Origin of the sequence: Shewanella violacea DSS12, from assembly GCF_000091325.1 — a bacterium.
GTDB lineage: Bacteria > Pseudomonadota > Gammaproteobacteria > Enterobacterales > Shewanellaceae > Shewanella > Shewanella violacea.
Map to the genome: position 1 here is coordinate 2,165,172 of NC_014012.1, position 25,650 is coordinate 2,190,821.

23 protein-coding genes and 3 tRNA genes are annotated in these 25,650 nt (G+C 42.8%); 16 read left to right on the forward strand and 10 right to left on the reverse strand.

Translation table 11 applies throughout. From position 1 onward, the window contains the following. The first annotated feature begins 34 nt into the window (after positions 1–34). The 9 genes from SVI_RS08840 to rplY all read left to right on the forward strand — a co-directional run bounded on the left by SVI_RS08840 (position 35) and on the right by rplY (position 6,844). The gene (locus tag SVI_RS08840) at positions 35–967 is read left to right on the forward strand and encodes a LysR family transcriptional regulator (RefSeq protein WP_013051150.1); all 933 of its coding nucleotides are present in this window, start codon (positions 35–37) and stop codon (positions 965–967) included. A 458-nt stretch (positions 968–1,425) separates the two neighbouring features. Further along, on the forward strand, positions 1,426–1,983 hold the full coding sequence (gene pgsA, locus SVI_RS08845; RefSeq protein ID WP_013051152.1) for a CDP-diacylglycerol--glycerol-3-phosphate 3-phosphatidyltransferase: 558 nt from the start codon (positions 1,426–1,428) through the stop codon (positions 1,981–1,983). A gap of 152 nt (positions 1,984–2,135) precedes the next feature. Next, positions 2,136–2,211 (forward strand) — tRNA-Gly (locus SVI_RS08850). Between the two features lie 98 nt (positions 2,212–2,309). Continuing rightward, positions 2,310–2,383, forward strand: a tRNA-Cys gene (locus SVI_RS08855). Positions 2,384–2,468: 85 nt separating this feature from the next. Beyond that, a tRNA-Leu gene (locus tag SVI_RS08860) sits at positions 2,469–2,554 on the forward strand. Positions 2,555–3,617: 1,063 nt separating this feature from the next. Beyond that, the gene (locus tag SVI_RS08865) at positions 3,618–4,181 is read left to right on the forward strand and encodes a type II secretion system protein (RefSeq protein WP_041419821.1); all 564 of its coding nucleotides are present in this window, start codon (positions 3,618–3,620) and stop codon (positions 4,179–4,181) included. 172 nt (positions 4,182–4,353) lie between these two features. Beyond that, positions 4,354–5,754, forward strand: a complete 1,401-nt coding sequence (locus tag SVI_RS08870; RefSeq protein WP_041419822.1) for a L,D-transpeptidase family protein — start codon at positions 4,354–4,356, stop codon at positions 5,752–5,754. 164 nt (positions 5,755–5,918) lie between these two features. Then, positions 5,919–6,413 carry a DUF882 domain-containing protein gene (locus SVI_RS08875; protein WP_408005168.1) on the forward strand — a complete coding sequence of 165 codons (495 nt, stop codon included), beginning with the start codon at positions 5,919–5,921 and terminating at the stop codon, positions 6,411–6,413. Positions 6,414–6,556: 143 nt separating this feature from the next. After that, positions 6,557–6,844, forward strand: a complete 288-nt coding sequence (gene rplY / locus SVI_RS08880; protein ID WP_013051156.1) for a 50S ribosomal protein L25 — start codon at positions 6,557–6,559, stop codon at positions 6,842–6,844. 62 nt (positions 6,845–6,906) lie between these two features. Here rplY and SVI_RS08885 read toward each other — a convergent pair whose 3' ends face one another. The 4 genes from SVI_RS08885 to sodB form a co-directional block, all read right to left on the reverse strand. After that, a complete protein-coding gene (locus tag SVI_RS08885; RefSeq protein ID WP_013051157.1) occupies positions 6,907–8,436 on the reverse strand; it encodes a SpoVR family protein in 1,530 nt (509 codons plus the stop codon). Positions 8,437–8,444: 8 nt separating this feature from the next. Further along, positions 8,445–9,713, reverse strand: a complete 1,269-nt coding sequence (locus tag SVI_RS08890) for a YeaH/YhbH family protein (RefSeq protein WP_013051158.1) — start codon at positions 9,711–9,713, stop codon at positions 8,445–8,447. A 51-nt stretch (positions 9,714–9,764) separates the two neighbouring features. Then, complete coding sequence (locus SVI_RS08895; RefSeq protein ID WP_013051159.1) at positions 9,765–11,699, reverse strand: PrkA family serine protein kinase; 1,935 nt, start codon at positions 11,697–11,699, stop codon at positions 9,765–9,767. A 260-nt stretch (positions 11,700–11,959) separates the two neighbouring features. After that, on the reverse strand, positions 11,960–12,541 hold the full coding sequence (gene sodB / locus SVI_RS08900) for a superoxide dismutase [Fe] (RefSeq protein ID WP_013051160.1): 582 nt from the start codon (positions 12,539–12,541) through the stop codon (positions 11,960–11,962). Between the two features lie 225 nt (positions 12,542–12,766). Between sodB and grxD the strand changes: the two genes are divergently transcribed. Next, positions 12,767–13,120 carry a Grx4 family monothiol glutaredoxin gene (gene grxD / locus SVI_RS08905; protein ID WP_041419823.1) on the forward strand — a complete coding sequence of 118 codons (354 nt, stop codon included), beginning with the start codon at positions 12,767–12,769 and terminating at the stop codon, positions 13,118–13,120. 388 nt (positions 13,121–13,508) lie between these two features. Here the strand turns inward: grxD and SVI_RS08910 are convergent, their stop codons facing one another. After that, the gene (locus SVI_RS08910) at positions 13,509–14,729 is read right to left on the reverse strand and encodes a uracil-xanthine permease family protein (RefSeq protein ID WP_013051164.1); all 1,221 of its coding nucleotides are present in this window, start codon (positions 14,727–14,729) and stop codon (positions 13,509–13,511) included. 193 nt (positions 14,730–14,922) lie between these two features. Here SVI_RS08910 and SVI_RS08915 point away from each other — a divergent pair, with 193 nt between their 5' ends. Both SVI_RS08915 and hda read left to right on the forward strand, forming a co-directional pair. Next, entirely contained in the window at positions 14,923–16,029 is a 1,107-nt protein-coding gene (locus SVI_RS08915) for a DUF2066 domain-containing protein (protein WP_013051165.1), read from the forward strand. Positions 16,030–16,105: 76 nt separating this feature from the next. Next, positions 16,106–16,816: a DnaA inactivator Hda gene (hda, locus tag SVI_RS08920; RefSeq protein ID WP_013051166.1), complete on the forward strand. Its 711-nt coding sequence runs from the start codon at positions 16,106–16,108 to the stop codon at positions 16,814–16,816. Positions 16,817–17,230: 414 nt separating this feature from the next. Here the strand turns inward: hda and SVI_RS21425 are convergent, their stop codons facing one another. The 3 genes from SVI_RS21425 to bepA all read right to left on the reverse strand — a co-directional run bounded on the left by SVI_RS21425 (position 17,231) and on the right by bepA (position 19,610). After that, positions 17,231–17,602, reverse strand: a complete 372-nt coding sequence (locus SVI_RS21425; protein ID WP_013051167.1) for a DUF2069 domain-containing protein — start codon at positions 17,600–17,602, stop codon at positions 17,231–17,233. 9 nt (positions 17,603–17,611) lie between these two features. Beyond that, positions 17,612–17,962: an arsenate reductase (glutaredoxin) gene (gene arsC, locus SVI_RS21430; RefSeq protein WP_013051168.1), complete on the reverse strand. Its 351-nt coding sequence runs from the start codon at positions 17,960–17,962 to the stop codon at positions 17,612–17,614. A gap of 187 nt (positions 17,963–18,149) precedes the next feature. Continuing rightward, positions 18,150–19,610, reverse strand: a complete 1,461-nt coding sequence (gene bepA, locus SVI_RS08935) for a beta-barrel assembly-enhancing protease (protein WP_013051169.1) — start codon at positions 19,608–19,610, stop codon at positions 18,150–18,152. 284 nt (positions 19,611–19,894) lie between these two features. Here bepA and SVI_RS08940 point away from each other — a divergent pair, with 284 nt between their 5' ends. Continuing rightward, the gene (locus SVI_RS08940) at positions 19,895–20,110 is read left to right on the forward strand and encodes a sulfurtransferase TusA family protein (RefSeq protein WP_013051171.1); all 216 of its coding nucleotides are present in this window, start codon (positions 19,895–19,897) and stop codon (positions 20,108–20,110) included. A 59-nt stretch (positions 20,111–20,169) separates the two neighbouring features. Next, positions 20,170–21,252 carry an AI-2E family transporter gene (locus SVI_RS08945; RefSeq protein WP_013051172.1) on the forward strand — a complete coding sequence of 361 codons (1,083 nt, stop codon included), beginning with the start codon at positions 20,170–20,172 and terminating at the stop codon, positions 21,250–21,252. 78 nt (positions 21,253–21,330) lie between these two features. Here SVI_RS08945 and SVI_RS08950 read toward each other — a convergent pair whose 3' ends face one another. Further along, positions 21,331–22,224 (reverse strand): LysR family transcriptional regulator ArgP, encoded by an 894-nt coding sequence (locus SVI_RS08950; RefSeq protein ID WP_013051173.1) that lies wholly within the window; start codon positions 22,222–22,224, stop codon positions 21,331–21,333. A 127-nt stretch (positions 22,225–22,351) separates the two neighbouring features. Here SVI_RS08950 and SVI_RS08955 point away from each other — a divergent pair, with 127 nt between their 5' ends. Next, positions 22,352–22,963 (forward strand): LysE/ArgO family amino acid transporter, encoded by a 612-nt coding sequence (locus SVI_RS08955; RefSeq protein WP_013051174.1) that lies wholly within the window; start codon positions 22,352–22,354, stop codon positions 22,961–22,963. 317 nt (positions 22,964–23,280) lie between these two features. On the opposite strand, the gene SVI_RS08960 is transcribed toward SVI_RS08955, so the two are convergent. Then, the gene (locus tag SVI_RS08960) at positions 23,281–23,619 is read right to left on the reverse strand and encodes a hypothetical protein (RefSeq protein WP_013051175.1); all 339 of its coding nucleotides are present in this window, start codon (positions 23,617–23,619) and stop codon (positions 23,281–23,283) included. A gap of 705 nt (positions 23,620–24,324) precedes the next feature. Here SVI_RS08960 and SVI_RS08970 point away from each other — a divergent pair. Beyond that, positions 24,325–25,626, forward strand: coding sequence for an IS4-like element ISShvi2 family transposase (locus SVI_RS08970; protein WP_013051177.1), 1,302 nt, complete (start codon positions 24,325–24,327; stop codon positions 25,624–25,626). Positions 25,627–25,650: the final 24 nt, after the last annotated feature.

Genomic DNA, 25,650 nt, shown 5'->3' on the forward strand with positions numbered 1-25,650 from the left:
TTAAATTATAAATTAACAAAAGGCGGAGAATGAAATGGATAATACTTTCCCTCAAGACTTGATTAGAGAAGATATTAATTTATTAGTCACTCTATATTATTTAATTGAGTTTAAGCATGTGGGGAAAGTGGCCGAGCAGCTGTATATTTCTCAATCAGCAGTGAGTCAGCAGCTGAACAAGCTAAGACATACATTCGATGACCAGTTACTCGTTAGAGTACAAAATAAAATGGTTCCGACTCAGGTGGCCATGAAGTTGCACCCTTTATTACACCGTGTACTTGATTCAGTTGGGCAAGTTTATAAAATAAAAAATAAGGAACTTATACCATCTAAAAACAATTACAGCATTTGTATGATTAATTGTGCAGCTTCAGACCTAGTCACCAAACTCTTTTTTAATATGTCAAAGACCTATGAAAATACCTCTTTTCAGATGACTGACAGGTACCATGACTGTATAAATGATTTTCTACGAGGGGACATAGATTTTTTAATCGGAAGCTATACTGGGCTGCCCAATAGTATTCATCAAGCCCATTTAATGGATATCTCTTATTCAGCTTATGTAAGAAAAGATCATCCATTAGTCAATTCAACTGCTGCTGTTTCCATATTTGAACTTAATAAATACCAAATCATTGAGTTGGAAGCACATGAAAGTGCCGATTCTACCTTACGAATCAGAGATATAGCTAAGCCATCACTAAAGCTGTCTAAATATGAAACTGTCGCGTCAATTCTAAAAGAATCTAATGCAATTTGTTTTTTACCCGATAATCTATTCAATACATCAGACCTAATTAGTTTGAATCTTTCATTTCCTAAATTAGTGGTAAATTGCCGGATCTACTGGCATGAACTCATGAGTGGTGACTTGTTCCATAATCATTTGAAAGAAGAGCTAATTAATATAAATGGCATGGCTAAAAAGCGAATATTAGGTGGGGGAAACAGTCTAACATGAGCTGATGAAAGGCGTGATAAGACCTTATAATTAGCGCTATTCCTCACTCCCCCCCATAGTAAAAGCTGCTGTATAGCGGCTCGCCCTTCAATTATGGAAAGTTAGTTCTAGGGAAAATAGACTAACTTCCTCTATCTTAGCGAATTTTAGCTTTGCTCAGTAATCACATGACTGATGTTTCAAACCACTTTTCCATGGCTGGAAACTGAGATAGGTGACAGGTATCACTCATTATAGATAGCCAATACCGACTCCTTAGCTTGGTTGTGGTTTGAACTGCTACACGTTCCTCAAGCATCGTTTTGTAAGCGTTACGCAGTAATTGAAGGGCTAAGGCTGGCCGATTGAATAAAATTGCCACAGATCCGCCTAGAAATGGTACAAACAAGACATGATTCATTGCGAGGCTAGCTAAATTAAGGCAAGATTGGCACAGCTTTTAAACTATTGGTTTTCTCATGCCGTTTAACATACCTATAGCTTTAACTTTGTTCAGATTATTTCTACTCCCTGTGTTTATAGTGGTTTTTTACCTTCCATACTCCTGGGCACCTTTTGCTGCGGCCTTTATTTTTTGGTTAGCAGCAGTTACAGATGCATTAGATGGTTATGCTGCTCGAAAATTAAAGCAGTCTACTCGATTTGGCGCTTTTCTTGATCCCGTAGCCGATAAAATCATGGTTACAACCGCACTAGTTCTACTTGTAGCTGATTACAATAGTATGTGGCTCACATTACCCGCATTATTTATGATTGGTCGCGAGATCGTTATCTCCGCACTTCGTGAATGGATGGCTGAAATAGGTAAGAGGGGAGCTGTTGCAGTCTCATGGATCGGTAAATATAAGACGGCGGCACAGATGGTGGCCGTTACAGGTCTTATCTGGCATCCTAATGGTGTCCTGACTTATGCTGCATATGCACTCTTCTACGTCGCCACAGTCCTGACTTTTTGGTCAATGATGAATTATATTTTGGCTGCTTGGGGAGATTTGACGGCGGAATCGGATAATTAAAATGCAATAAGACTATTTAGTGTCCAAGCAGTCATTTATCGTTAAATATACGATTGACTCTTGGTACTAAATCGGTAGAATGCCATTCCGCAGTCAGGGGAAAGTTTCTTAGGAAACAACTTGCTGCAAGTAAGATTGATAAATTGATATAAGCGACATTAGCTCAGTTGGTAGAGCGATACCTTGCCAAGGTATAGGTCATCGGTTCGAACCCGATATGTCGCTCCAATTTTACAAGATGTGTGCCCTTGCCAAGGTATAGGTCACAGGTTCGAACCTCTCTTTATAAGAGAAGTCCGCTCCAATCTTACAAGATAATAAATTTTGGCGCGATGGCAGAATGGCTATGCTACGGATTGCAAATCCGTCGATCTCGGTTCGACTCCGGGTCGCGCCTCCACATTTAGATTGTGATGAGTTTGGCTCTTATTAAGAGTAAACAGTATTAACTACCGATAATACGTATCATCAAAATCAACGAGTTTGCCCGAGTGGTGGAATCGGTAGACACAAGGGATTTAAAATCCCTCGCTTAATAGGCGTGCCGGTTCAAGTCCGGCCTCGGGTACCATCATTTAAGCCCTGACATAAGTCGGGGCTTTTTTGTATCTGAATATCCAGTAAAAATTTAAAATCCCTCGCTACTCTTCATAGGCCACGTACCAACTAAAGTCCGGCCTCGGATACCATCACTAAGATGATAAGACGGCCCTGACATAAGTCGGGGCTTTTTTGTATCTGAATATCCAGTAAAAATTTAAAATCCCTCGCTACTCTTCATAGGCCACGACCAGTTCAAGTCCGGCCTCGGGTACCATCACTAAGATGACAAGACGGCCCTGACATAAGTCGGGGCTTTTTTGTATCTGAATATCCAGTAAAAATTTAAAATCCCTCGCTACTCTTCATAGGCCACGTACCAATTAAAGTCCGGCCTCGGGTACCATCACTAAGATGACAAGACGGCCCTGACAATAGTCAGGGCTTTTTTGTATCTAAAGATCCAGAAACACATTTTAAATCCCTCGCTACTCTTCTCTTGATAAGAGCGGGAATGTGCCTGTTCAACTATCTACTTCTTAGACTGGCCTCGGGTACCATCATTTCTCTTTGAAAATTGGCAATAAGCCTCAAAGAAAATTGTTTTTTTGTATCTAAATATCCAACAACATAAATATCCTGCTTGCTGAGTAAAATGCTGCCTTAAATAGGTTGGTCAACTAGTCGAGGGCGTTAGCTTCTAGGCTTTAATATATCTGCAGTGGAAAGGCCCTGAGAAGGCCTCCACAAGCTGGATAGTCTTTAATTGCCACCATATACCTTCGCCAAGGCAATAAGACTATTTCGTAGTTCTTCGCAGATCATCCAGGCTGAGAATTTTTACTAGGTGGGGTGCTATTTTCTCATTTCAGGTTTACCGTCTTTGGATGCTGTGCCGAGAGGTCTTTGATCCACTGAGTGTCCTGCATCATTAGATAAGTTCCCTACTGTCAGTATTATTTGCTCAAACCTGTTTGTTTTGTGACCTAGGTTAAGTATTGAGCCGATATGCTATCAATTTCGTGACTATGAATGCTTGGGTGCGATATAATGTATGCGATTTGTTTCGTATCAGTAGTTTAAGGTTGTTTGTTATGAAAGGTGTTGTTTCAAAAGGTTTTACGCTTATCGAGCTTGTGGTGGTTATTATTATTTTAGGCATTCTATCGGTTATTGCTCTGCCTAAGTTCATTAATCTAGGTCAAGATGCTCATGATTCTGCGGCTAAAGGCGTTTTTGGTGCATTTAAATCTGGGGTTACTATGTATCATAGCTGCTGGGCTGCATCGGGAGCCAGTGATCGTGTGGAAGATCTTGCCTGTTATGGTGATGGCACTCTAGACTCAAGTTTTACAGGTTATCCCTTGAGTACGACCAATGGTGGCGATGGGACTATATTGTCAGCTGATAGTTGTAAAGAAGTGTGGCAAGGCTTGCTCGAGGGGGATGACTATGTGTTAGCTCCTCATACCGACTCTTCATTTGGTGGCGAGACCGATATCATTTACTGGTATGGCGCGGGTTCATCAATCAGTGGTGGTTCGTACTGCTATTTTAATTATATATCCGATGATCGCTCTAAGGGTTCAGAAAATTGGCAGCTACAATATTATCCTGGAACAGGGAAAACAGTGGTGACTCGAGCAACTTTGAGCTAATCGGTTATTAACTTTAGCGATTGAACTCAAATTTTTAAATGGGGGTTAGCCAAATCCTCCTTTCGTTTCTATTCTTCACGCCTTAAATTTTGCCATACTTAAACCACTAGATTTTTATTTTTAAAGTCGGTTAAAGGTTCGCAGCTTGTATCTGCGGATCATGGGGCAATTTATGTTTGTAAGGCTTTCAACTGTCATAGTGGTCGTTCTCTTAATGAGCTTGCTGGTTACTAGACCATTACTTGCTATTGAGCGCTCTGAAGCCGCATTCAACTCTTTGCTTAATCAAGTTCAATTTGTACGATTAATTAAACCATCTAAGCAAATTGAACTTGATTATAGGGCGTTAAGCTTAGGGCCTACGAAAGTAAAACAGGCCAGAGTCGAGCAGATTCAATCTCAGTTACAAGAATTCTGGGGAACCCTTGGGATCCCCACCAATGCCGTGAATATGAAGAGTTCGCAGGACCTGTTTCAACAGGTTCTTTCTCTGGAGCCAATCTCTAAGGACTACCTAACCACCAGTAATAAGATCCGTTACTTATTATGGCTGGAACAGAGGGACGACTGGAGTGAGTTAGCGTCTAATACTTGGCTAAAGCTGGGCGATAGCCACAGCTTGGTTCCTGAAATTAGTAGCAGATTAAAAGTGTTAGGCGATCTGAGACAATACGATCCTATCAATACATTGTTTGATGCTAATGTTAATAATGGGGTTAAACGTTTTCAATTGCGCCATGGTTTAACATTAGACGGAATTATTGGCCCCGAAACACTCAGCTGGATCAATATGAAACCGGTGAAACGGGCAGAATTGTTAGCGATTAACTTTATCAATAAAACGGGTTATTTAGCGTCTGTTGAGCCTAGATTTTTAATCATAAATATACCAGCATTCGAATTAGAACTTATCGATAATGGCCAAGTGGCGTTACAGTCTCGGGTTATCGTGGGCAAGCCCTATCGTCAAACTCCTCAGTTAAGCAGTCGAATTTCAAATCTTGTGATCAATCCAAGTTGGCGTGTACCTAGGAGCTTATTAACTCGGGACCTATTGCCTAAAGTCAGAGAGGATGGTGGTTATATTCAGGCTAGAAATTTCGATGTTTTCGACAATAATGGGGAGATAGTAAGTAAAACTTCACAAGAGTGGCAGGATTTAGCCCATGGTCATTTTCCTTATCGTCTCGTTCAAATTCCAGGAGAAGGCAATACCTTAGGCCGCTATAAGTTTTATTTTGAGAATGAACACAGTGTTTACTTACACGATACTGTAGACAAGGAATTGTTTGAAGAGTCTAACCGTGCGCTGTCATCTGGGTGCATACGTATTGAAAATGTCGAGGGACTCGCTAACTGGATGGCATCTAATTTAGTCAGAGATAAGCAGACTTGGGTCGATATGCAACCTGAGCGGCATAAAACCCAATGGTTTTCTCTGGAGCAGAGCTTACCTATTTATTTGGTTTACTGGACCGCTTGGGTCGATCAATGGGGTAACGCTCAATTTAGAAATGATATATACCATAAAAATCCTACGTTTAAATTGGCATTGGCTCACGGGTCACCATAAATCAATCACTCTCATGCTCTACCTTTATTATTGTTAACTTGATATTAATCAGATTTCAGTATAATTTTGTCTTCTGTTTTGCTTGATAAACAATCAATGGTGGCTGTGTGTCTGTAGTATGTCCAACTCGTAGGCAGTTGTTACTAGGTCTTAGTGGCGCTGCAATGTTTTCGATGATTCCTTCTAAAGTTTATGCAAGTCGTTCAACGAAAGGCGTTCGCAGTTTAGGGTTTCATAATTTGCATACCGGGGAGAGAGGGCAGGGAAGCTATTGGGTGGATGGAAATTACCAAAATAAGATATTATCAAATTTTAGCCATATTTTGAGGGATCATAGGCGTAATGAATCTGTGCCTATGGATAAGCGTCTTTATGATTTGCTATTTAAGCTCAAAGAGTCACTCAATGTTGAGCAGGAATTCAATGTTATTTCCGGATATCGTTCACCTAAAACCAATGCCATGTTAGCGGCTAAAACCAGTGGCGTTGCTAAGAAAAGTTACCATATGAAAGGTATGGCTATGGATATCGCGATTGAGGATGTGAACTTGAGTGATCTTCGAGATGCGGCCATCGAGCTTAAGTTAGGCGGTGTAGGTTATTACCCCAGATCCGGTTTTATTCATGTCGATACAGGGCCTGTGCGCAGTTGGGCATAGATGATTGTTGTATTGATAGTCATCTGAATAAAACAGTTTGTTAGCTCGGTCATGTTATGTCAATATTTCGCCGCATAAAAAACGTCCCTGCTGGTCGAAAGTAGGGACACTCTGAAACTAATTTATTTTTAAGTGAGAAAAACATGTCTTACACTATTGCTGCTGAAATTCGTACTGAAATCGGGAAAGGTTCGAGCCGCCGCCTACGTCATGCGAACAAAGTTCCTGCTGTTATCTATGGTGCTGGTAAAGAGTCTATCTCTATCAAGTTTAACCAAAAAGATATCATCAACATCCAAGAAAACAAAGATTTCTTCACGGGTGAACTTACTATCGCTATTGATGGTAAAGAAATTAAAGTTCGCGTGCAGGCTATGCAGCGTCATGCTTTCAAAGCGCTTATTGAACATGTCGATTTTACATTCGCATAAGCTCAGTATGTGAATGTTAAAAGCGCCAATTGGCGCTTTTTTTATGCTTTTTCTTTAGCTTACTAAAGGTCATCTGACTCCTTGTGTTTATCGGGACAAGCTGCGATGAGACTAGATATTCCTTGTTCATTAACCTCTTCTAACCTCACATCAAACCCCCAGAGCCTATGTAAGTGTTTTACCACTTCATGGGAGCTTTCTGCTAAAGGCATTCGATTGGTTGGAATATACTCCAGGGTCAGTGAGCGATCTCCGGTAACTTCAACCCGATGGATCTGAATATTGGGCTCAAGATTGGAAAGGTTGTACTGTTGAGACAACATTTGACGAATATCCTTGTATCCTTGCTCATCATGAATCGCTGAGACAGAAAGATAGTTTTTCTTATCGTCATCTAAGATGCTGAACAGTTTAAATTGCCTGATAATAGCCGGTGATAAATATTGGCTAATGAAGCTTTCATCTTTAAAGTTCTCCATGGCGAAATGTAAGGTCTCTAACCAATCACTGCCGGCAATATCAGGAAACCATTCTCTGTCTTCATCGGTAGGGTGTTCACAGATCCGCCTGATATCGATAAACATGTTGAAGCCCAATGCATAAGGGTTAATGCCATTATAGTGGGGGCTGTTGTAGCTGGGTTGTACAATAACATTGGTGTGGCTCTGGAGAAACTCCAGCATAAACCTGTCTGTCACCAATCCATCATCATAGAGGTGATTTAAAATCGTGTAATGCCAAAAGGTGGCCCAGCCTTCATTCATGACCTGAGTCTGTTTCTGAGGGTAAAAGTATTGCCCCATTTTCCTCACTATCCGCACTATCTCTCTTTGCCAAGGCTCGAGTAAGGGCGCATGCTTTTCGATAAAGTATAAAATGTTTTCCTGAGGTTCTTCGGGAAATCTTAACTCGGCTTTCTCGTCCTGCTCTTGATGTGCCTTAGGCACAGTGCGCCAAAGATCGTTGACCTGACTCTGAAGGTATTCTTCTCGCTCTTTCTGCCTAAGCTGCTCCTCTTTAAATGATATTTCGCTTGGTCGCTTATATCGATCGACTCCATAGTTCATTAAAGCGTGGCAAGAATCTACTATCAGCTCTACCTGGTCTATGCCATGTAGCTCTTCACACTGGCTAATGTAGTTTTTGGCAAACACAAGATAATCAATAATAGAGCTGGCATCGGTCCAGGTTTTAAAAAGGTAGTTATTTTTGAAGAAACTGTTGTGACCAAAATTCGCGTGAGCCATCACCAGTGCCTGCATGGTGATGGTATTTTCTTCCATCAGATAGGCGATACATGGGTCTGAATTAATGACAATTTCGTAAGCCAGTCCCATTTGGCCCCGTTTATAACTTTGTTCTGTCTCAATAAATTTCTTACCGAAGGACCAATGGGTATAACCTAAAGGCATGCCGATACCCGCATAAGCATCCATCATCTGCTCAGCGGTGATCACTTCAATTTGGTTTGGGTAAGTCTCTAACCTATAGTGAGCTGCAATCCTCTCTATTTCGGTTAGGTACTTCTGTAGCAGTTCAAAGTTCCAGTCTGGCCCATCATCGAGCGGTGTCCGTTTCTTTTTGTTATCCATAACGCCCCCTATACAGCTTGCTTCTTGAAGAGTTCTCTAAACACAGGATAAATATCTTCGGCCTGTTTGATATGCTGCACGGCTATGTTATCGAATGATTTCTGTAGGCCCTCATACTCGCGCCACAGCGTTTGATGAGCACGGTTGGTTATTTCTATATAACTAAAGTAGCGCACTACAGGCAGGAGTTTTTTCTCCAGCAATTGCTTACAACCGGGTGAGTCATCAGCCCAATTATCGCCGTCAGATGCCTGGGCAGCATAGATATTCCATTCACTCTCGGGGTAGCGTTCCTTCTGGATCTGGTGCATCAGTTTCAGCGCACTGGATACTATGGTGCCACCGGTTTCCTGTGAGTAAAAAAACTCGTGTTCATCGACCTCTTTTGCCTGGGTATGGTGGCGAATATAGACAACGTCTAAATTCTTATAGGTACGGGTAAGAAAGAGGTATAGCAAGATATAGAAACGCTTGGCCATGTCTTTAGTTGCCTGATCCATAGAGCCTGATACGTCCATTAGGCAGAACATGACAGCCTGGCTAGAGGGGATTTCACGCTTGGCAAAGTTGTTATATTTTAAGTCGAAAGTATCAATAAAGGGCACTTTAGCTATCTTGTGTTTCAGTTCCTCAATTTGCTCTTTCAAAAATAGTATACGTTCAGCTTCGGCGCCCGGTGTATTCTCGAGCTCTTCAAGTTCAGTCTCTAACTCGCCGAGTAATTTCTTCTTACTCGAAGACATGGCTATGCGTCTTGCCAGTGAAGATCTCAATGAGCGGACTATATTGATATTGGAAGGGACACCATCATTGGTGAAGCCTGCACGATATACCTGATATTCGACCAATTTATTGAGTCTATTACTCTGTAAATTTGGCAGCTCGAGATCTTCAAAAAGAAGTTCTAAATATTCGTCTTTCGAAATTTGAAATACGAAATCATCACTGCCTTCTCCTGAATCGGAAGCATCCCCTTGACCCGAGCCTTGACCCCCACCGCCAGGTGGACGTTCAATCTTGTCACCTTTGATGAACTGGTCGTTGCCAGGGTGAACTCTTTCTCTTATTCCACCATGACCTTGGTGAAATGAAGGCTCACTGATGTCCTTGGTAGGGATACCAATCCTCTCGCCTTTATCGACATCGGTAACGCTACGGCGCGTTACCGCATCACTGACAGCTTTCTTAATTTGCTGCTTGTAGCGATTGATAAATCGTTGGCGGTTAACCGTACTTCTGCCTTTAGCATTGAGTCTTCTGTCTATGAAATTAGCCATGCGCACCTCCTAGAATACCGGAAGCCTGTCTCGCTTCCGGCCTAGTCTATTTTAAGAAGACTTACGTACTCTCAGGTACCATTCTGATAGAAGTCTGACTTGTTTCTTGGTATAGCCTTTCTTCATCATACGGTTGACAAAATCGTCGTGTTTACGCTGATCATCAGTGGATGTTTTGGCATTGAAAGAGATCACAGGTAGTAGATCTTCCGTGTTAGAGAACATCTTCTTCTCTATAACGGTTCTGAGCTTCTCATAACTGGTCCACAGAGGGTTTGACCCCTCGTTATTGGCCCTTGCCCTCAGTACAAAATTGACGATTTCGTTCCTGAAGTCTTTGGGATTGCTGATCCCCGCGGGTTTTTCGATCTTTTCCAGTTCAGCGTTGAGTGCCGAACGATCGAAAAGCTGACCGGTTTCAGGATCTCGATATTCCTGATCTTGGATCCAGAAATCAGCATAGGTCACGTATCGGTCAAAAATATTCTGTCCATATTCGGAGTAAGACTCTAAATACGCTGTCTGTATCTCTTTACCGATAAACTCCACGTACTTGGGAATTAAATACCCCTTGAGGAACTCCAGATAACGTTCGGCGGTTTCGGTAGGAAACTGCTCCTGTTCGATTTGACGTTCGAGTACATAGAATAGGTGAACAGGATTAGCGGCTATTTCAGTCTGATCGAAGTTAAATACTTTAGATAAAATTTTAAATGCAAAACGTGTAGATAGGCCCTGCATACCTTCATCCACGCCGGCATAATCGCGATATTCCTGATAGGATTTAGCCTTAGGATCTGTGTCTTTAAGGCTTTCACCGTCATAAACTCGCATCTTGGAGTATATAGATGAGTTTTCAGGCGACTTGATACGCGATAACACACTAAATTGGGCTAAGGTTTCCAGTGAACCCGGTGCACAAGGCGCATTAGTTAGCTCAGAGTTAGACAGTAATTTCCTGTAAATCTGGATCTCCTCAGACATCCTCAAGCAATAGGGTACTTTAACGATATAGACCCTATCCAGAAAAGCTTCATTGGTTTTATTGTTGCGGAAAGTCGTCCACTCTGACTCGTTAGAGTGAGCCAGAATGATGCCGCTGTAGGGCAGGGCTGACAGGCCCTCTGTGCCATTATAGTTGCCCTCCTGAGTAGCCGTCAGTAGTGGATGAAGCACCTTGATAGGCGCTTTAAACATTTCGACAAATTCCATGATGCCTTGGTTTGCCCGGCACAGGGCACCAGAGTATGAGTAGGCATCGGCGTCATTCTGGGCAAAATGCTCAAGCTGGCGAATATCGACCTTGCCGACCAGAGAGGAGATATCTTGATTGTTCTCATCACCAGGTTCAGTCTTGGCGATGGCCATCTGATCCATAATGGAAGGGAAGACTTTTACTACCCTAAATTTGGAAATATCGCCTCCGTATTCATGCAAACGTTTTACCGCCCAAGGAGACATGATGCACTTAAGGTATCGGATGGGTATATTATATTCTTTTGCTAACAAGTCACTGTCTTCATCCGGGTTAAACAAGCAGAATGGATGGTCATTAACAGGGCTTCTCACGCCATCGGCTGTGAGTACATAGATAGGTATCTTCTGCATCAAATCTTTAAGTTTCTCAGCTAGAGAAGACTTACCACCCCCGACTGGGCCGAGTAGATACAGTATCTGTTTCGATTCCTCTAAACCTTGTGCGGAATGTTTAAGATAAGCCACTATTTGCTCTATGGCTTCCTCCATACCGTAGAAGTCTTTAAATGCCGGGAATCGGGAAATTAGCCGGTTTGAAAAAATACGACTGAGAATAGGATCCTTAGAAGTATCTATAATTTCAGCGTCACCGATAGCCAGTAGTAGCCGTTCAGCTGCCGAGGCATATGCACTTCGGTCCTGTTTGCTGATCTCTAAGAATTCTTGTAGTGAATACTCTTCGTCGAGTTTCTGTTCGTAGCGCTGTTGGTAATGCTCAAAAATGCCCATATTCCACCCCCTGAAACGCTTAAAAAGTGTGTAAGCGATAACGGAAAACCAGTCTCCTACTTTTAATCTTAGACCGTAAAAATGAACTTCGTCACAAAAAAGTCAAATAAAACAAAGAGAAACAGTTGCAAATGCAACTGTTGCACTTGTAAATTAGGGGGAGGTTGTCGTGAGGCATATCTGGAATAACAAAAAAGGAGCCGAATGGCTCCTTTTTATTACAGTGCTAGGCTTAAACCTGCACAATATTTTTCGGCAAGTTACGCGAAATTTTTGTTAACGAAATCCCAGTTAACCAATTCCCAGTAATGGGCTAAGTAATTAGGACGTACGTTACGGTAATCTATGTAGTAGGCATGTTCCCATACATCGACTGTCATGATAGGTGTCACACTGCTATCGGTCAAAGGTGTAGCTGCATTGCTAGTATTAACAATAGCGACGCTACCGTCAGCATTCTTAACTAGCCAAGTCCATGCGCTACCGAAGTTATTGACAGCTGAATCAGTGAATTTAGCTTTGAATTCTTCGAAAGAGCCAAAAGCGTCATCAATCGCTTTAGCTACTGCACCAGTTGCTACGCCACCACCATTTGGTGATAAACAGTTCCAGTAAAAAGTGTGGTTCCAGATCTGTGCAGCATTGTTGAAGATACCGCCAGTTGACGTCTTGATGATCTCTTCAAGGCTTTTTTCAGCAAGTTCAGTGCCGTCAACTAGACCATTAAGCTTAACAACATAAGTGTTGTGATGCTTGCCATAATGAAATTCAATAGTCTCTTGTGAGATATGAGGTTCTAGTGCGTCTTTTGCATACGGTAATGCAGGTAATTCGAAAGCCATGAGTTGCTCCACTCTGAGTTTAGGTTGAATTATTATTTTTTAGATATACTTCTTGAATTGATTCTACTCGAAAAAATCACTATCAGTATCGTTATTTTTACGATTAAAGCAATAAAAATGTTTATATTTAATAGCCCTGTTAAAAGTAGGTTTTTGTTCTGAATGAACCTGAAGTACAATAGGGTTAAATTATTAGTTTATTTGTGTGTAGAGTTAGGAATCATAATGGAAACAAACGAAACAGTAGAGAAAATCAAAGCGCAACTAGCAGAGAACCCAATCATAGTTTACATGAAAGGTTCACCTAAATTGCCTAGTTGTGGCTTCTCGTCTCAAGTGGCTCAAATCATGATCAACTGTAATGCACAATTCGCTTTTGTTGATATTTTACAGCATCCAGATATCCGTACAGAGTTGCCTAAATACGCCAACTGGCCAACCTTTCCTCAGCTTTGGATTGAAGGTGAGTTGATCGGTGGCTGTGATATCTTGACTGAAATGTTCCAGAAAGGTGAGCTACAGACGCTTATCACTGAAACTGCGGCAAAATATGCATCTGAAGATGAAGAAAAAGCTTAAATTCAGATAAATGAGTCAGTCAAAAAAAGCCTTTCATTTGAAAGGCTTTTTTTATGGGACTAGCATTCTACTTATGAGTATTATGCCGACTCTGACTCAATATCTTTAGGCATAAGTAATAGTAGATCCATGGTGATTGCTACAATTTCGCACAGACTAATCCCCGTCAGGCTAAATGAACCAATAACATATCGCTGTGATAGAACCAAATTACAATCACAGAATAGCGCCCACTTTATCGGGGGGCATTTCCAGGTAAACTAGATGCTTGCTGAATCACCTAGAAGTCTAATGCTATGTGTAAACCGCTAAACCGCTAAACCGCTAAACCGCTAAACCGCTCTAGCTCTTTAGCTCAGATTGACTGGCTTAACTCATTAAGTGTTGGTTACTCTGCTTCTTTAGGCATAGGTAATAACAGATTCATGGTGATTGCCACAATTCCGCACAAGCTAATGCCTGACAGGCTGAATGAACCTATGCCCAAGGCCATACCGCCGATACCAAATACCAGAGTCACGCCGACGATACAGAGATTTCTCGGCTCGGTGAGATCCACCTGATTTTTAATCAGTGAATTTAACCCTACCGCTGCAATCGATCCAAATAAGAGGCACATGATGCCGCCCATCACAGGTACTGGGATTGTTTGCATCAAGGCCCCTAACTTGCCAACAAAGGCGAGAATAATCGCGATAATGGCAGTGTATGTCATGATCACTGGGTTGAAAGCTTTTGTGAGAGTGATGGCCCCAGTAATTTCCGAGTAGGTGGTGTTTGGTGGTCCACCAAATGCTGAGGCGGCAATGGTTGCTACACCATCACCGGCTAAGGTTCTGTGTAGTCCAGGTTTCTTCAGGTAATCTTTTCCCGTGACGTTAGAGATGGCCAGAATGTCGCCAATATGCTCAACGGCCGGTGCGATGGCGACGGGGATCATAAAGGCGATAGCATGCCAGTTCAATTCTGGAGCGATAAAGTTGGGGATGGCTAACCAACTGGCTTGAGCTACTGGAGTAAAGTCGACGATACCAAAACTCAGACTCAAGCCGTATCCCACTACAATACCGGCTAAGATGGGCATGAGTCTAAAAACCCCTTTAGCGAAGATGGCAATGCCAATAGTAGTAAGCAGGGCGGCGAGAGAGATGATTAATGCAATATTTTGGTCCACTATGACCAAGGTTCCATCTCCACCCTTACCCATGGCCATGTTAACGGCGACGGGGGCTAAGCCTAGACCTATCACCATGATCACAGGGCCGACAACGACGGGAGGAAGTAAACGTTTGATAAAGCCATCACCGCGAACTTTGACCAGACTGGCTAAAATAAGATAGACGGCACCGGCGGCCATGAGCCCCCCCATGGTGGATGGGATCCCCCAAGTCTGAACGCCATACATGATAGGGGCAATAAAGGCGAATGAAGAAGCAAGGAAAATGGGGATCTGCCTCTTAGTGATTAATTGGAAAATAAGGGTACCTATGCCAGCGGTGAACAGGGCAACATTGGTGTCTAGCCCGGTTAATAAGGGCATCAATACCAGGGCACCAAACGCGACAAATAGCATTTGAGCCCCTTGGAGGGCGAGAGCAATATTTTTCATTATTATCTTCCGTGATTGAGGGCATGCTAATGTTAACAGCATGAGGAAACTTTCATAGTTATTAGTCTTATCTTGACTTGAATTTATGTGAAACAAAACGCCACTGAAACGATGAAATAGCCGAGTGAATGATCTGGAGTGGGCAAACTTGTGGTACAATTTTGCTATCTTGTCCCCCGTTAGAACAGTGAAGATGCTGAAAAACCTATTAAACTCTTCGATTTTTTGTGCCAGCTGCTTATTATTGCAGGCTAATCTTGTGAGTGCTGCCGAAGTTCATCAACTGGATGAAACCTTAGTCCCGGTTGAATCCCGTTCCCTAGTCCAGCAGAAAAAAGCCATATCAATAGGGCTTAGAGAAGTGATTCTTAAAAACTCTGGAAGTAAAGCTTCTATTGCTCATCCCAGTGTTAAGGCCAAGATGAGGAATCCATCCTCCTTACTTAGCCAATTTGGATATCAAGAGGTCGACGGCGAGCTCTTTTTACAGGTTAATTTCGATCATCAACGTATCATCAAGCTATTGCGAGATGCTCACTTGCCTGTTTGGGGCAAGCAGAGACCTTTGACCTTAATATGGCTGGTTGAGGACGATGCAGAATCTAAACAAATCATCAACGATGGTTCTGTGCTAGATAGTCGAAAGCTGTTTCAATCAGTATCAGAGTCAAAGGGGGTCCCTGTACTATTCCCAGTCATGGATCTCGATGACAATATGAAAGTCAATATTCATGACATTCGAGGCAAGTTTGTCGAACCTGTAGCGAGTGCATCTCAGCGTTACCAGGCTGATTATTTCGTTATAGCGTCCATGGATACGCGCGGCGATAGTGTAAAATATAACTTTGCCTTGTATCCAAAATCCAGTGGCGAAACCACGTCGACCCCCCTAACGAGTAAAAGTAAGGTGGTGCATGATCTTGATACTGCGGTGCATGAAATCATCTCAGCTGTGAGTGAATTTTATGTTGGACGATACGCGATTGCAGATTCGGGCAGTGCGCTCGATAGTTATGTGACTTTCATTGATATTACTGAATTGAAGCAATTGGTGGAAATTGAGAAGTATTTCAAGCAACTCAGTGCCGTTAAATCAGTACAACTGACTCAATTACAAGGTACTTCGGCTAAGTATAAGTTGGATCTGTTCGGCACAGAAAATGATCTGCGCAGACTGATGAAACTTGAACCTAGAGTCAGAGTCATAGATTCGGCTATACACGAAGCACAGACCGATGATGGATTCGATGTTCTGCCTGATACTCAAGTTCAGGGCCCCGAGTATCGCTGGCGCGGCTAGTTTTGAATATGAAACTTTAGGTACTCGTGTTAAAGTGAGTACCTAAGTAATACCTGCACAACCGAGAATTATCTGAGTGAAATCTAACTCACCTTTACAACTATCTTTGCCCGTACATCTACCCGATGATGAGACGTTTAATAGTTATTATCCTGCGGCGGGTAACGATGAGCTTATTCAAAGCTTACAAGCCTGCGCCGAAGGACAAGTCCACCAGGCTGTTTTTCTCTGGGGGCCAGTCAAATCGGGTCGAACTCATCTGATGCATGCAGCCTGTGCCCATGCAAACGATTATCAAAGAAGTAGTTTCTATCTACCATTAGGCATACATGCCAGTATTTCTCCCGCCTTATTAGAAGGTTTAGAGCAGTTAGATCTTATCTGTATCGATGATGTCGATGCCATTGCCGGTCATCCACTGTGGGAAGAAGCTATTTTCGACCTCTATAACCGAGTCTCTGAAAATAATGACTGCTCCTTAATCGTCAGTGGTAGCGTTTCACCCACAGATTCAGGTTTTGGTCTTGCAGATCTTGTCTCTCGCATGCAATGGGGCCTCAATTATCAATTGCAGCCTATGGCCGATGAAGAGAAACTGGCGGCGCTGCAGCGACGTGCAGCCATGCGTGGCCTGCAACTCGAGGATGATGTGGGACGTTTCTTGCTAAGTCGTTTAGCCAGAGACTTAAGGACCCTGTTTGATGTACTTGATAAATTAGATAAAGATTCACTCGTGCACCAGCGAAAGTTGACTATTCCTTTCGTTAAGAAGATGCTCAAGCTTTAATTCGAAGCGATTAAATTAAGCTATTTAAAAAACCGGTAATAATTCATATTATTAGCGGTTTTTTAATGTCTATTATTGGCCGTACTCATTGTATATTTTTCACCGTTATTCTAAGTTCGGCAACTAATACCAATTGGTATTAATCCAGTAAAGAGAGATCCGACTCATCTTGGGCTTATCACCATTCTTTCTCGTGCAGTGTCACTGGTGACAGGTTTATGTTAGCTGAGCGCTACTTCCACAAATACAAATACAAATACAAATACAAATACAACCACAAGCACAGGCCGTAAGGGCTAGAGCATAGATTAAAGCTCATGTGTCAAGCCTCCTTATTGAAGGGGACTTGGTTATTAATGAACATAAAAAAAGCGCCCTGAGGCGCTTTTACTGTATTGGGTCATTAAAAATGAGTTACTTCTTTTTCTTCTTTAGCCCTAGACCTAATTCTTTGCCACGAATACGAGCATAAAATGGAAAGCCTATCAGCAGGGCACCTAGTAGGAGCACTTCTATCAGAGCAAACAGGAAATGCTCTTCGGTGACGTAGATTAAGGTGAGACCATGAAGCATATACAAACAGATGATGTAGCTGGCCCAGGCATAGGTGTAGGGCTTACCTTCTATGATGCCTTTCAAGGGAAGTAGCATTGGGATTAACCACATTGCAGCAAATACCAGAGAATATTCTCCCGTTATTCCCTTGTTGATGAACCAAACACCGAGCATTAATACTAATGCAAGATAACCTGCCCGGCATAGATGAAACAAACGAGTCGAATTCATTGGGCTGCCTTAAAGAATCGCAAGTACATTTTCAGGAGGACGGCCGATGGCAGCTTTATTGTTAGCCAGCACTATGGGGCGTTCAAGTAGTTTAGGGGTATCGACGATTGCCTGAATGAGTTGCTGTTCAGACAAGTTTGGATTGGCTAAATCTTGTTCTTTATATTCAGTCTCTTTGGTGCGCATGAGCTCTCTCGCAGTTAAACCAAGCTTAGCCAGTAAAGCTTCAATTTCATTGGTTTTGAGAGGGGATTTCAGATACTCAACTATTTGGATTTCACAATCTCTTTCCTCTAATAAAGCTAAGGTTTGACGGCTTTTAGAGCAGCGTGGGTTATGAATAATACTGACCATAGTCATAGGCTTATGTCCGAATGCAAATATTGCCGACATCATACTCGAAAAGGTGATGAAAGTCACAATTAGAAAGCATAGATAAGGAGGGAGATTCGGGCTTGTTGCGGGAGGAACTCGAGCCGATAGGTGTGTGCAGAGGGAGATGAATATAGGTGACCTAAATGCAAGGCCACCTAGTTGTCATTCACTGTTACTTAAGCGCTTCTAATGCGGTATTAGCTTGCCTGAATTGTCGAATTCTAGCCTCGATACGGGCAAGCTGTAACGGGTTTTCCTCTGACAGTCGATAAGCAAAGTTGAGCTGATCTATCGCGCCTTTATAGTCTGCAGCGAGTGCCATAGATTCGGCTTTAACAAAGTGTTCCATGGCTTTATTGCCGGTCTTTTTGTATGCATCGCTGAGCAAGAAGAAGGGCAATTGATTTTGTTTATCTAGGAAGATGAGCTCCTCTAGTAAGGGAATTGCTTTAGCTGCCTTGCCTGCTTCTATGTACACATGGGCCAAGTTAGTGTTAATTACTTGAGAATATGGTTTAAGTTCACCTTGGGCCTCGAGTAGCTTAATGGCCTCATCAGTCGCTTCTCGTTCCACTAAAAGATCTGTCTTGGTATCGATATAAAAGAGATTATTTCTATTTTCTTTTAATAAGTTATCTATTATCGCCTCGGCTTCATCGAAACGCTTATTTCTAAATAAAGCTAATGCTTTTCCGTAGAGTGCCGCGCTCTTGAAAGTATAAGTTCTTTTTCTGAGCTGTTTGTCGAACATAGCTAGGGCCGCTTCTTCGCTGAAGCTGGAGAATCTTACCTGGATTCGCGCCTTGGCTAACTGAAAGTCTATATTGTCCGGAATATACCTGTGGGGATACTGAGCCGCCCGGTTACGGGCCTCTGTAATTCGTGACTCGGGAAGTGGGTGAGTCAACAACATCTGTGGCGGCTTGCTGGTGAAGCGGTAGCGAGTGGCAAGTTTAGCGAAAAAATCGGCAGCGCCATTGGGATCGAAACCCGCATCAACCAAAATCTGCATGCCTATTCTGTCAGCTTCTTTTTCATGGGCTCGGGTAAAGTTGATTTTTGACTGAGTCGCCAGTGCTTGTGTAGTGGCCAGTGCCGCCATTCCCGCCTGTGGTACGGCTATGGTCAGGAGTATTGCACCCAACATGCCGACAATTGTTGCGGTTGAACTCTTATTCTGCGCCTCTAATGAACGAGCTAAGTGCCTCTGGGTTACGTGAGTAATCTCGTGGCCCAGTACAGAGGCGATTTGGCTCTCATTATCGGCGTTTAAAAACAATCCCGTGTGAACACCGACATGTCCTCCGAAGAAAGCAAAAGCGTTTATCTCATCATTTCTTAATAAGAAGAAATAGAAGGGGGTCTTAACGCCCGTCGCATGAGCCACCAGTTTATTTCCAAGCTCGGTGAGATACTGGCTCAATACCGGGTCGTTGAGCATGGGGGCCGAGGAGCGGATCACCCGCATATACGCATCGCCATAAATGGTCTCTTTTTCGAGACTAAAAGTATTGACGGCTGCAGTACCCAGATCGGGAAGATCATTGTTTGCAAAAGCCAGTGGCACGGTAGCACAGAAAATAAGTGAAATGGCACCGGCTAACAGAGACTTGGTTGATGTAATTTTACTCAAACTTATCCTTAATATGGGCAATGAGGCCTTGTTATGACCATTCTCTAGTGACTAAGTTAATCATTATTAAACAAGCTGCTGAGTTTATTCGAATAACTCATGTAATTATGCTTATTGTTATGATTAATATTACCTGCAGTTTTGCGCATATTCCATACTTGTGTATATTCATTATAAATATCACACTTGGCATTTAACACAAGGCGATAGATTCATCATGGTTACCTTGTGGTTTGTGTTGCAACTTAGGATAATAGCCAAAGTTTGTTCATGGCAAGATTATTATGGTTTTTATCGATTTAACCGCACTTCGTTGTCCCTTGGCGTTAGTTAAAGTCAAACTCGCATTGAAAAAGCTCAACTGCGACGATGTACTTAGGGTTACGTTATCAGACACTGGCTCTAGGCAGGATGTTCCCCGGTTTTTAAAAAAAGTCGGTTATCGTTACTCAGAGGTGAGAAATGATGATCGGGTCTTAATATTAGAAATAGTCAAATAGACCTTAGCTACTGCACAGTGACAACGAGACGATCAACAGTTTATTTTCAGGAATGGTGAATGTTAACTTTATTAACAACTTGGTATAAAGAACGTTTTAGCGACCCACAAGCGGTGACCTTAGTCCTTATTTTGATTGGGATTGCCCTAGTTATTTATTTTGCTGGTGGCTTGTTGGCGCCTTTATTGGTGGCCTTAGTGCTGGCCTTCTTACTCGAGTGGCCGGTGGCACAGATGTCAAGGCTAGGCATTAATCGAACCACAGCTGCCTCATTAGTGTTATTCATGTTTGTCGGTGTCATGCTGGTGCTGATATTTGGTTTGGTCCCCAGCATCTGGAAACAAGGCGTTGCCCTGGTTACTGACTTGCCTACTATGCTTGATAAAGGCTTAATCACTGCCCAAGGTTATATCAATCAATACCCACAGTTTATTAATCCAGATCAGCTAGATAGTATGGTTATTGAGCTGAAAAAAATGTTGGATACACAACACCTTCTGGATATTGGTAAGCAAATTCTTGGCTATTCGGCATCCTTGTTAGTCTTGATGGTATACGCCATTTTGGTTCCGCTATTGGTATTTTTCTTTTTAAAGGATAAAGATGAACTGCTTAGTGGCAGTAAGCGATTTATTCCCACTAATCGAGATCTGGCTCATAAGGTTTGGATTGAGATGAATCAGCAGATATTTAACTATATTCGTGGCAAAGTGATAGAGATAATCATCATAGGCGTGGTGAGTTACATCTTCTTCGCGCTAATGGATCTTAGGTATGCAGCCCTGTTAGGCGTGTTAACCGGGTTTTCTGTACTTATCCCTTATGTAGGTGCAACGTTAGTGACTCTGCCCATCGCGCTAGTGGCTTTCTTCCAATGGGGGATTAGCCCAGAGTTTGGCTATCTTATGTTAGGTTACGCCATTATTCAGGCATTAGATGGTAACGTTTTGGTTCCCATTGTGTTCTCAGATGCAGTGGACCTACACCCTGTGTTTATTATCGCCGCGGTGTTGATTTTTGGTGGTCTATGGGGAGTTTGGGGGGTGTTCTTCGCCATACCATTAGCCTCTCTGGTTAAGGCGGTATTAAATGCCTGGCCGACACTGGAACCTAAAGTTGAAACAGTAGAAAAAGCATCGTAAATTAATGAGCAATACCAGCATAAAAAAGGGCCTTTGGTCCTTTTTTATGGCCTATTCATCGATAAATCAGTTAAGACATTAATCATGGTATAGGGACTGTTTCGCCGTGACCGCCAAAGACCGATAGATGATGGTCGTCTGCTTGGCTTTAATGTTCCAATGTTGCCAATACAGGGGCACACGTTTACGTTTACCTGGGGTTATCTCAATTAATAGGCCTTTCTCTAGTAAGGGCTCAGCTTGAAGATGGGCTACTAGGCCGTATCCTAATCCTTGCAATATAGCATCGAGAAAACTCTCGGAGGAGGGGATCTTATGCTCACGCCAGCTACCCGTTTGCATCTTAAAATATCGACTTAGATACTGCTCATGAAGTTTATCTTTAGTCGAGAATATCACTGCAGGTGCTAACTCCAGCGAGGTTTGAGATACACTGACAGGGAAATATTGCGCGATAAACTCAGGTGTTGCAACGCACAGGTACTCCATATCACCCAGATATTCACTGCTGCAACCGGCGAGTGCTTGTTTGCTGGTGGTGACACAGCCGACCGCCTCACCATTCTTGAGTAAATTATGGGTGTAAGACTCATCATCGACTATCAACTCGAGTAACCACTGATGACGCTTAAACACCTCACTCAGTGCGGGTAAGAACCAGGTGGCTAAACTGTCGGCATTGACCGCTATTTTCACTATGGTGGGTAAGTTTGGGTCATCTACATCCATCTCACTCCTGAGTTCACTTTCTAATAATTCCACTTGAGAATAGTGGCGTAATAGACGTTTACCGGTAAGGGTTGCTTCTACAGGACTGGAGCGAATGACTAAGGCCTGACCGACTCTCTCCTCTAGCAGTTTTATGCGTTGGGACACGGCGGATTGAGTGATGCAAAGTACCTTAGCCGCACGTTCGAAACCGCCCTCACAGATCACTACAGATAGGGCTCGCAGGTGTGCATAATCGAGCAAAGCTTAACTCCTCAGAATAAATTAGCTGCTGTATTAGTTTTACTTATACAGCATAATAAATATTAGTTATATTTATTTATCCAGCTTGTGTACCCTTGCGATCAATCAGATATTTTAGGAAAAACCGATGCAGGCATTCATTCAAGGTGTAGGAATAGGCGGGAGCCTTATTATGGCAGTAGGGGCGCAAAATGCCTTCGTATTGAAACAAGGGTTAATGCGTTCCCACTCTCTGCCCATTGCGGCCCTGTGCTCTATCATAGATGCCTTGATGATCACCGCGGGGGTTGCGGGTTTAGGCCATCTCATTGTGACATTTCCCTTGATAAAGGATATTGCCAGTATTGGTGGAGCCATTTTTCTACTGGTCTATGGTGCCAGGGCGCTTAAATCATCATTTAGCGAGCAGGTTATGGCCCAGGAGGGCAATCATGGCACTGGGACGCTAAAAGCGGCCGTGTTAACCACATTAGGCATCAGTCTCCTCAACCCTCATCTGTATTTAGACACTGTGGTGTTATTGGGCAGCATAAGTGCTCAATTTGAAGGGGCCGATAGACCTTTGTTTGGCGCAGGCGCTGTTCTGGCTTCTTTTGTGTGGTTTTTCAGCTTAAGTTTTGGTGCTAGGTATTTAAGTCCATTATTTCAGAAACCCAAGGCCTGGTGCTATCTGGACAGGTTTATCTGCCTGACTATGTGGACCATTGCTTGTGTCTTAATATGGCCCTATTTCGCTTAGATTTCTCTGTAGCACTTTTTATTTATGTGTTTTATAGGCACAAAAAAGCCCGCGATAAGCGGGCTTTTGTTTGAATAAGTTGATTAAATTAGTCTTGCTTCAATTGATCTTTGGGACAAAACGACTTAGTGCAGTCGACCTAAATCATTTATGCCCCATTCCTTGCTAGGGATACAGCTCGCCAGTTAACCCAGCATTGCTTTTATTATTGAAGCTAGGATCCGGCTCCATTCGATTCCACCCTGTTAATAAACGAAATGCTTGCGGAAGAACGGCTAGGGATGCCAATTCGCTGATTTCAACTTACTGAATAATTTTCAGTCCATTCGGGTAATAAAGGTTTGCTCGTTATCCACAAAAGCCACAAAGCCGCCGTGATAGATAAACACCCGACCACGCCCCTCTACTAGGCAGGCAAGCTGTGGGTCCAAATCTTCTTCGTTATCCTGACTTTGAAAAGTGCCGGTATCGGTGATTACGCCGCTGAGTGTAGGCAAATATCCATAAGTACGCTTGGCTTGATCAATCAGGTTCAATTCGCTAGCGGTAGAGAAGCAAAAGGGAATCTCACCGGCTTCTTCGATAAATATAGTTTTCAGTTCTTCAAAAGCTGTAATCACAAGCCAGTCGATGCCGTTAGCATGATGGATAAACATAGAGTTTCTCGTTAATTCTGATGCTGAGATTTTATCACTATCAGAGGAGAACCTAGTAGTGATTTAGTTGCTAAAGCCGGTAATTCTGTGCCATTACCGGACATTCACTAGGCCAACTTGAAACACGTTTTTGCCCCAAAGCTTGCTAGCCTTCAAATGAAGACTGGTTACATTTTGTATTGGTTTCATTTGGCTGGTTTTACATCGGGACGAGTGTTTGAAGGTTGTACCTTCACTGTAACCTAACGCCTGTCCGGCGAGGATTGTGCAGCTACTTCTGCGAGACGACGCGAGTACGGTCCCTGTAGTCTCTGCGGCAGCGTCCATGCTGCCGAAGCTCGCAGCCGCCTCTACACTGGCTGTTCTACAAGAATGGGGTCTCTTCAATTTGAGCTTGATTACTAGCATGCTGTAACTAATTTAGCCCAAAGCGTGTTAGTTACGAATGAAACTTTAGGCTATTTTACCTTATTCGTTCCGACCCCTTTATCTGCCTTTATCTGGAGTTATCTGGACCATTGCTAGCGTCTTGATATGGCCCTATTTCGCTTAGATTTCTCTGTAGCACTTTTTATTTATGTGTTTTATAAGCACAAAAAAGCCCGCGATGAGCGTAATGCCGATCATTTAGTGATTTATCGATCGGTTGACTGATCTTCTAGATGCTTCAGAATCCGGGTCCTATCTCTAGGCCTCGGATTTTTTATGCAAGTTTCTCAAGCTTTTGACATGATCAACCAACTCAAACCTCATCAAGTTGAAACTCTCGCAGATTTACTCCCTCTGGAACTGATAGAGGAAGCGTATTCATTGACTGATACAGTCACGATAAGAAAACGTAAATTAACCTTAGAGTCAATGGCTTGGCTTCTTATCGGTATGGCTATCTATAACGATAAGTCGATGGCTCATATCGTTAATATGCTCGACATCGTTGATAGGGAGGGCAAGCCATTTGTTGCTCCGAGCGCATTAACTCAACGACGCAAAGATCTGGGTGAAGCGGCAATGAAAGCACTGTTTGAGTGCACTCAAGCTCACTGGAATCGTGAAGCCCTGCACCCAAGTTGGAATGGACTGATGTTACTCGGAGTCGATGGGGTAGTGTGGCGGACAGAAGATACTCCAGATAACGCAGAAGCCTTCTCTCGACAAAAAGATACTCAATATCCTCAAGTTCGTATGGTCTGCCAAATGGAATTAAGTAGTCATCTTATTACCGCTAGTGCTTTCGATGATTACGCCGTTAATGAGATGATTTTGGCCGAAAAGCTCATCGACTCGACACCGGATCATAGCCTAACACTGTTTGACCGAGGATTTTATTCACTGGGGCTACTTCATCAGTGGCAAACCACGGGTAACGAGCGACACTGGTTGATCCCTTTGAAAAAAAATGTCCAATATGAGGTGGTTCGTAGCTTGGGGCGCAACGATAAAATCGTCCAATTAAAAAGCAATCCACATGCCAGAAAACGATGGCCAAAGCTGCCTTATGAACTGGAAGTTAGGTTAATAAGTCGAAAGATTAATGGCAAGGAATACTCGGTTTTGACATCAATGATAGATCCCATGCGTTATCCAGTTACAGACATAGCTGACTTATACGTGCATCGATGGGAAATAGAATTAGGTTATCGAGAGCAGAAACAATACATGCTAGGTAATCGTTTAACGTTGAGAAGTCGACTGCCAGAGCTTGTAAAACAGGAGTTGTGGGGGATCTTACTCACCTACAATCTAGTGCGTTATCAGATGGTGAAAATGTGTCATAAACTCAAAGGGGATTATCTCCCTTATCAATTGAGTTTTAATGGTTCTTTGGCTCATATTTTGAGGCTATTAGTGGGTTTGCCTTACTCGACACCAGGTGCTATTCCTCGTCAGCTTAAATACTTCTACGACATGGCAGAGAGCCTGATTTTAGAACCTCGACGAACTCGGTCTTACCCTAGGATGGTCAAGCGCAGACCACAGAAATATGCCAGAAATAAAAAATGCCAGTAAGCTTAACTTACCGGCATTACCGCG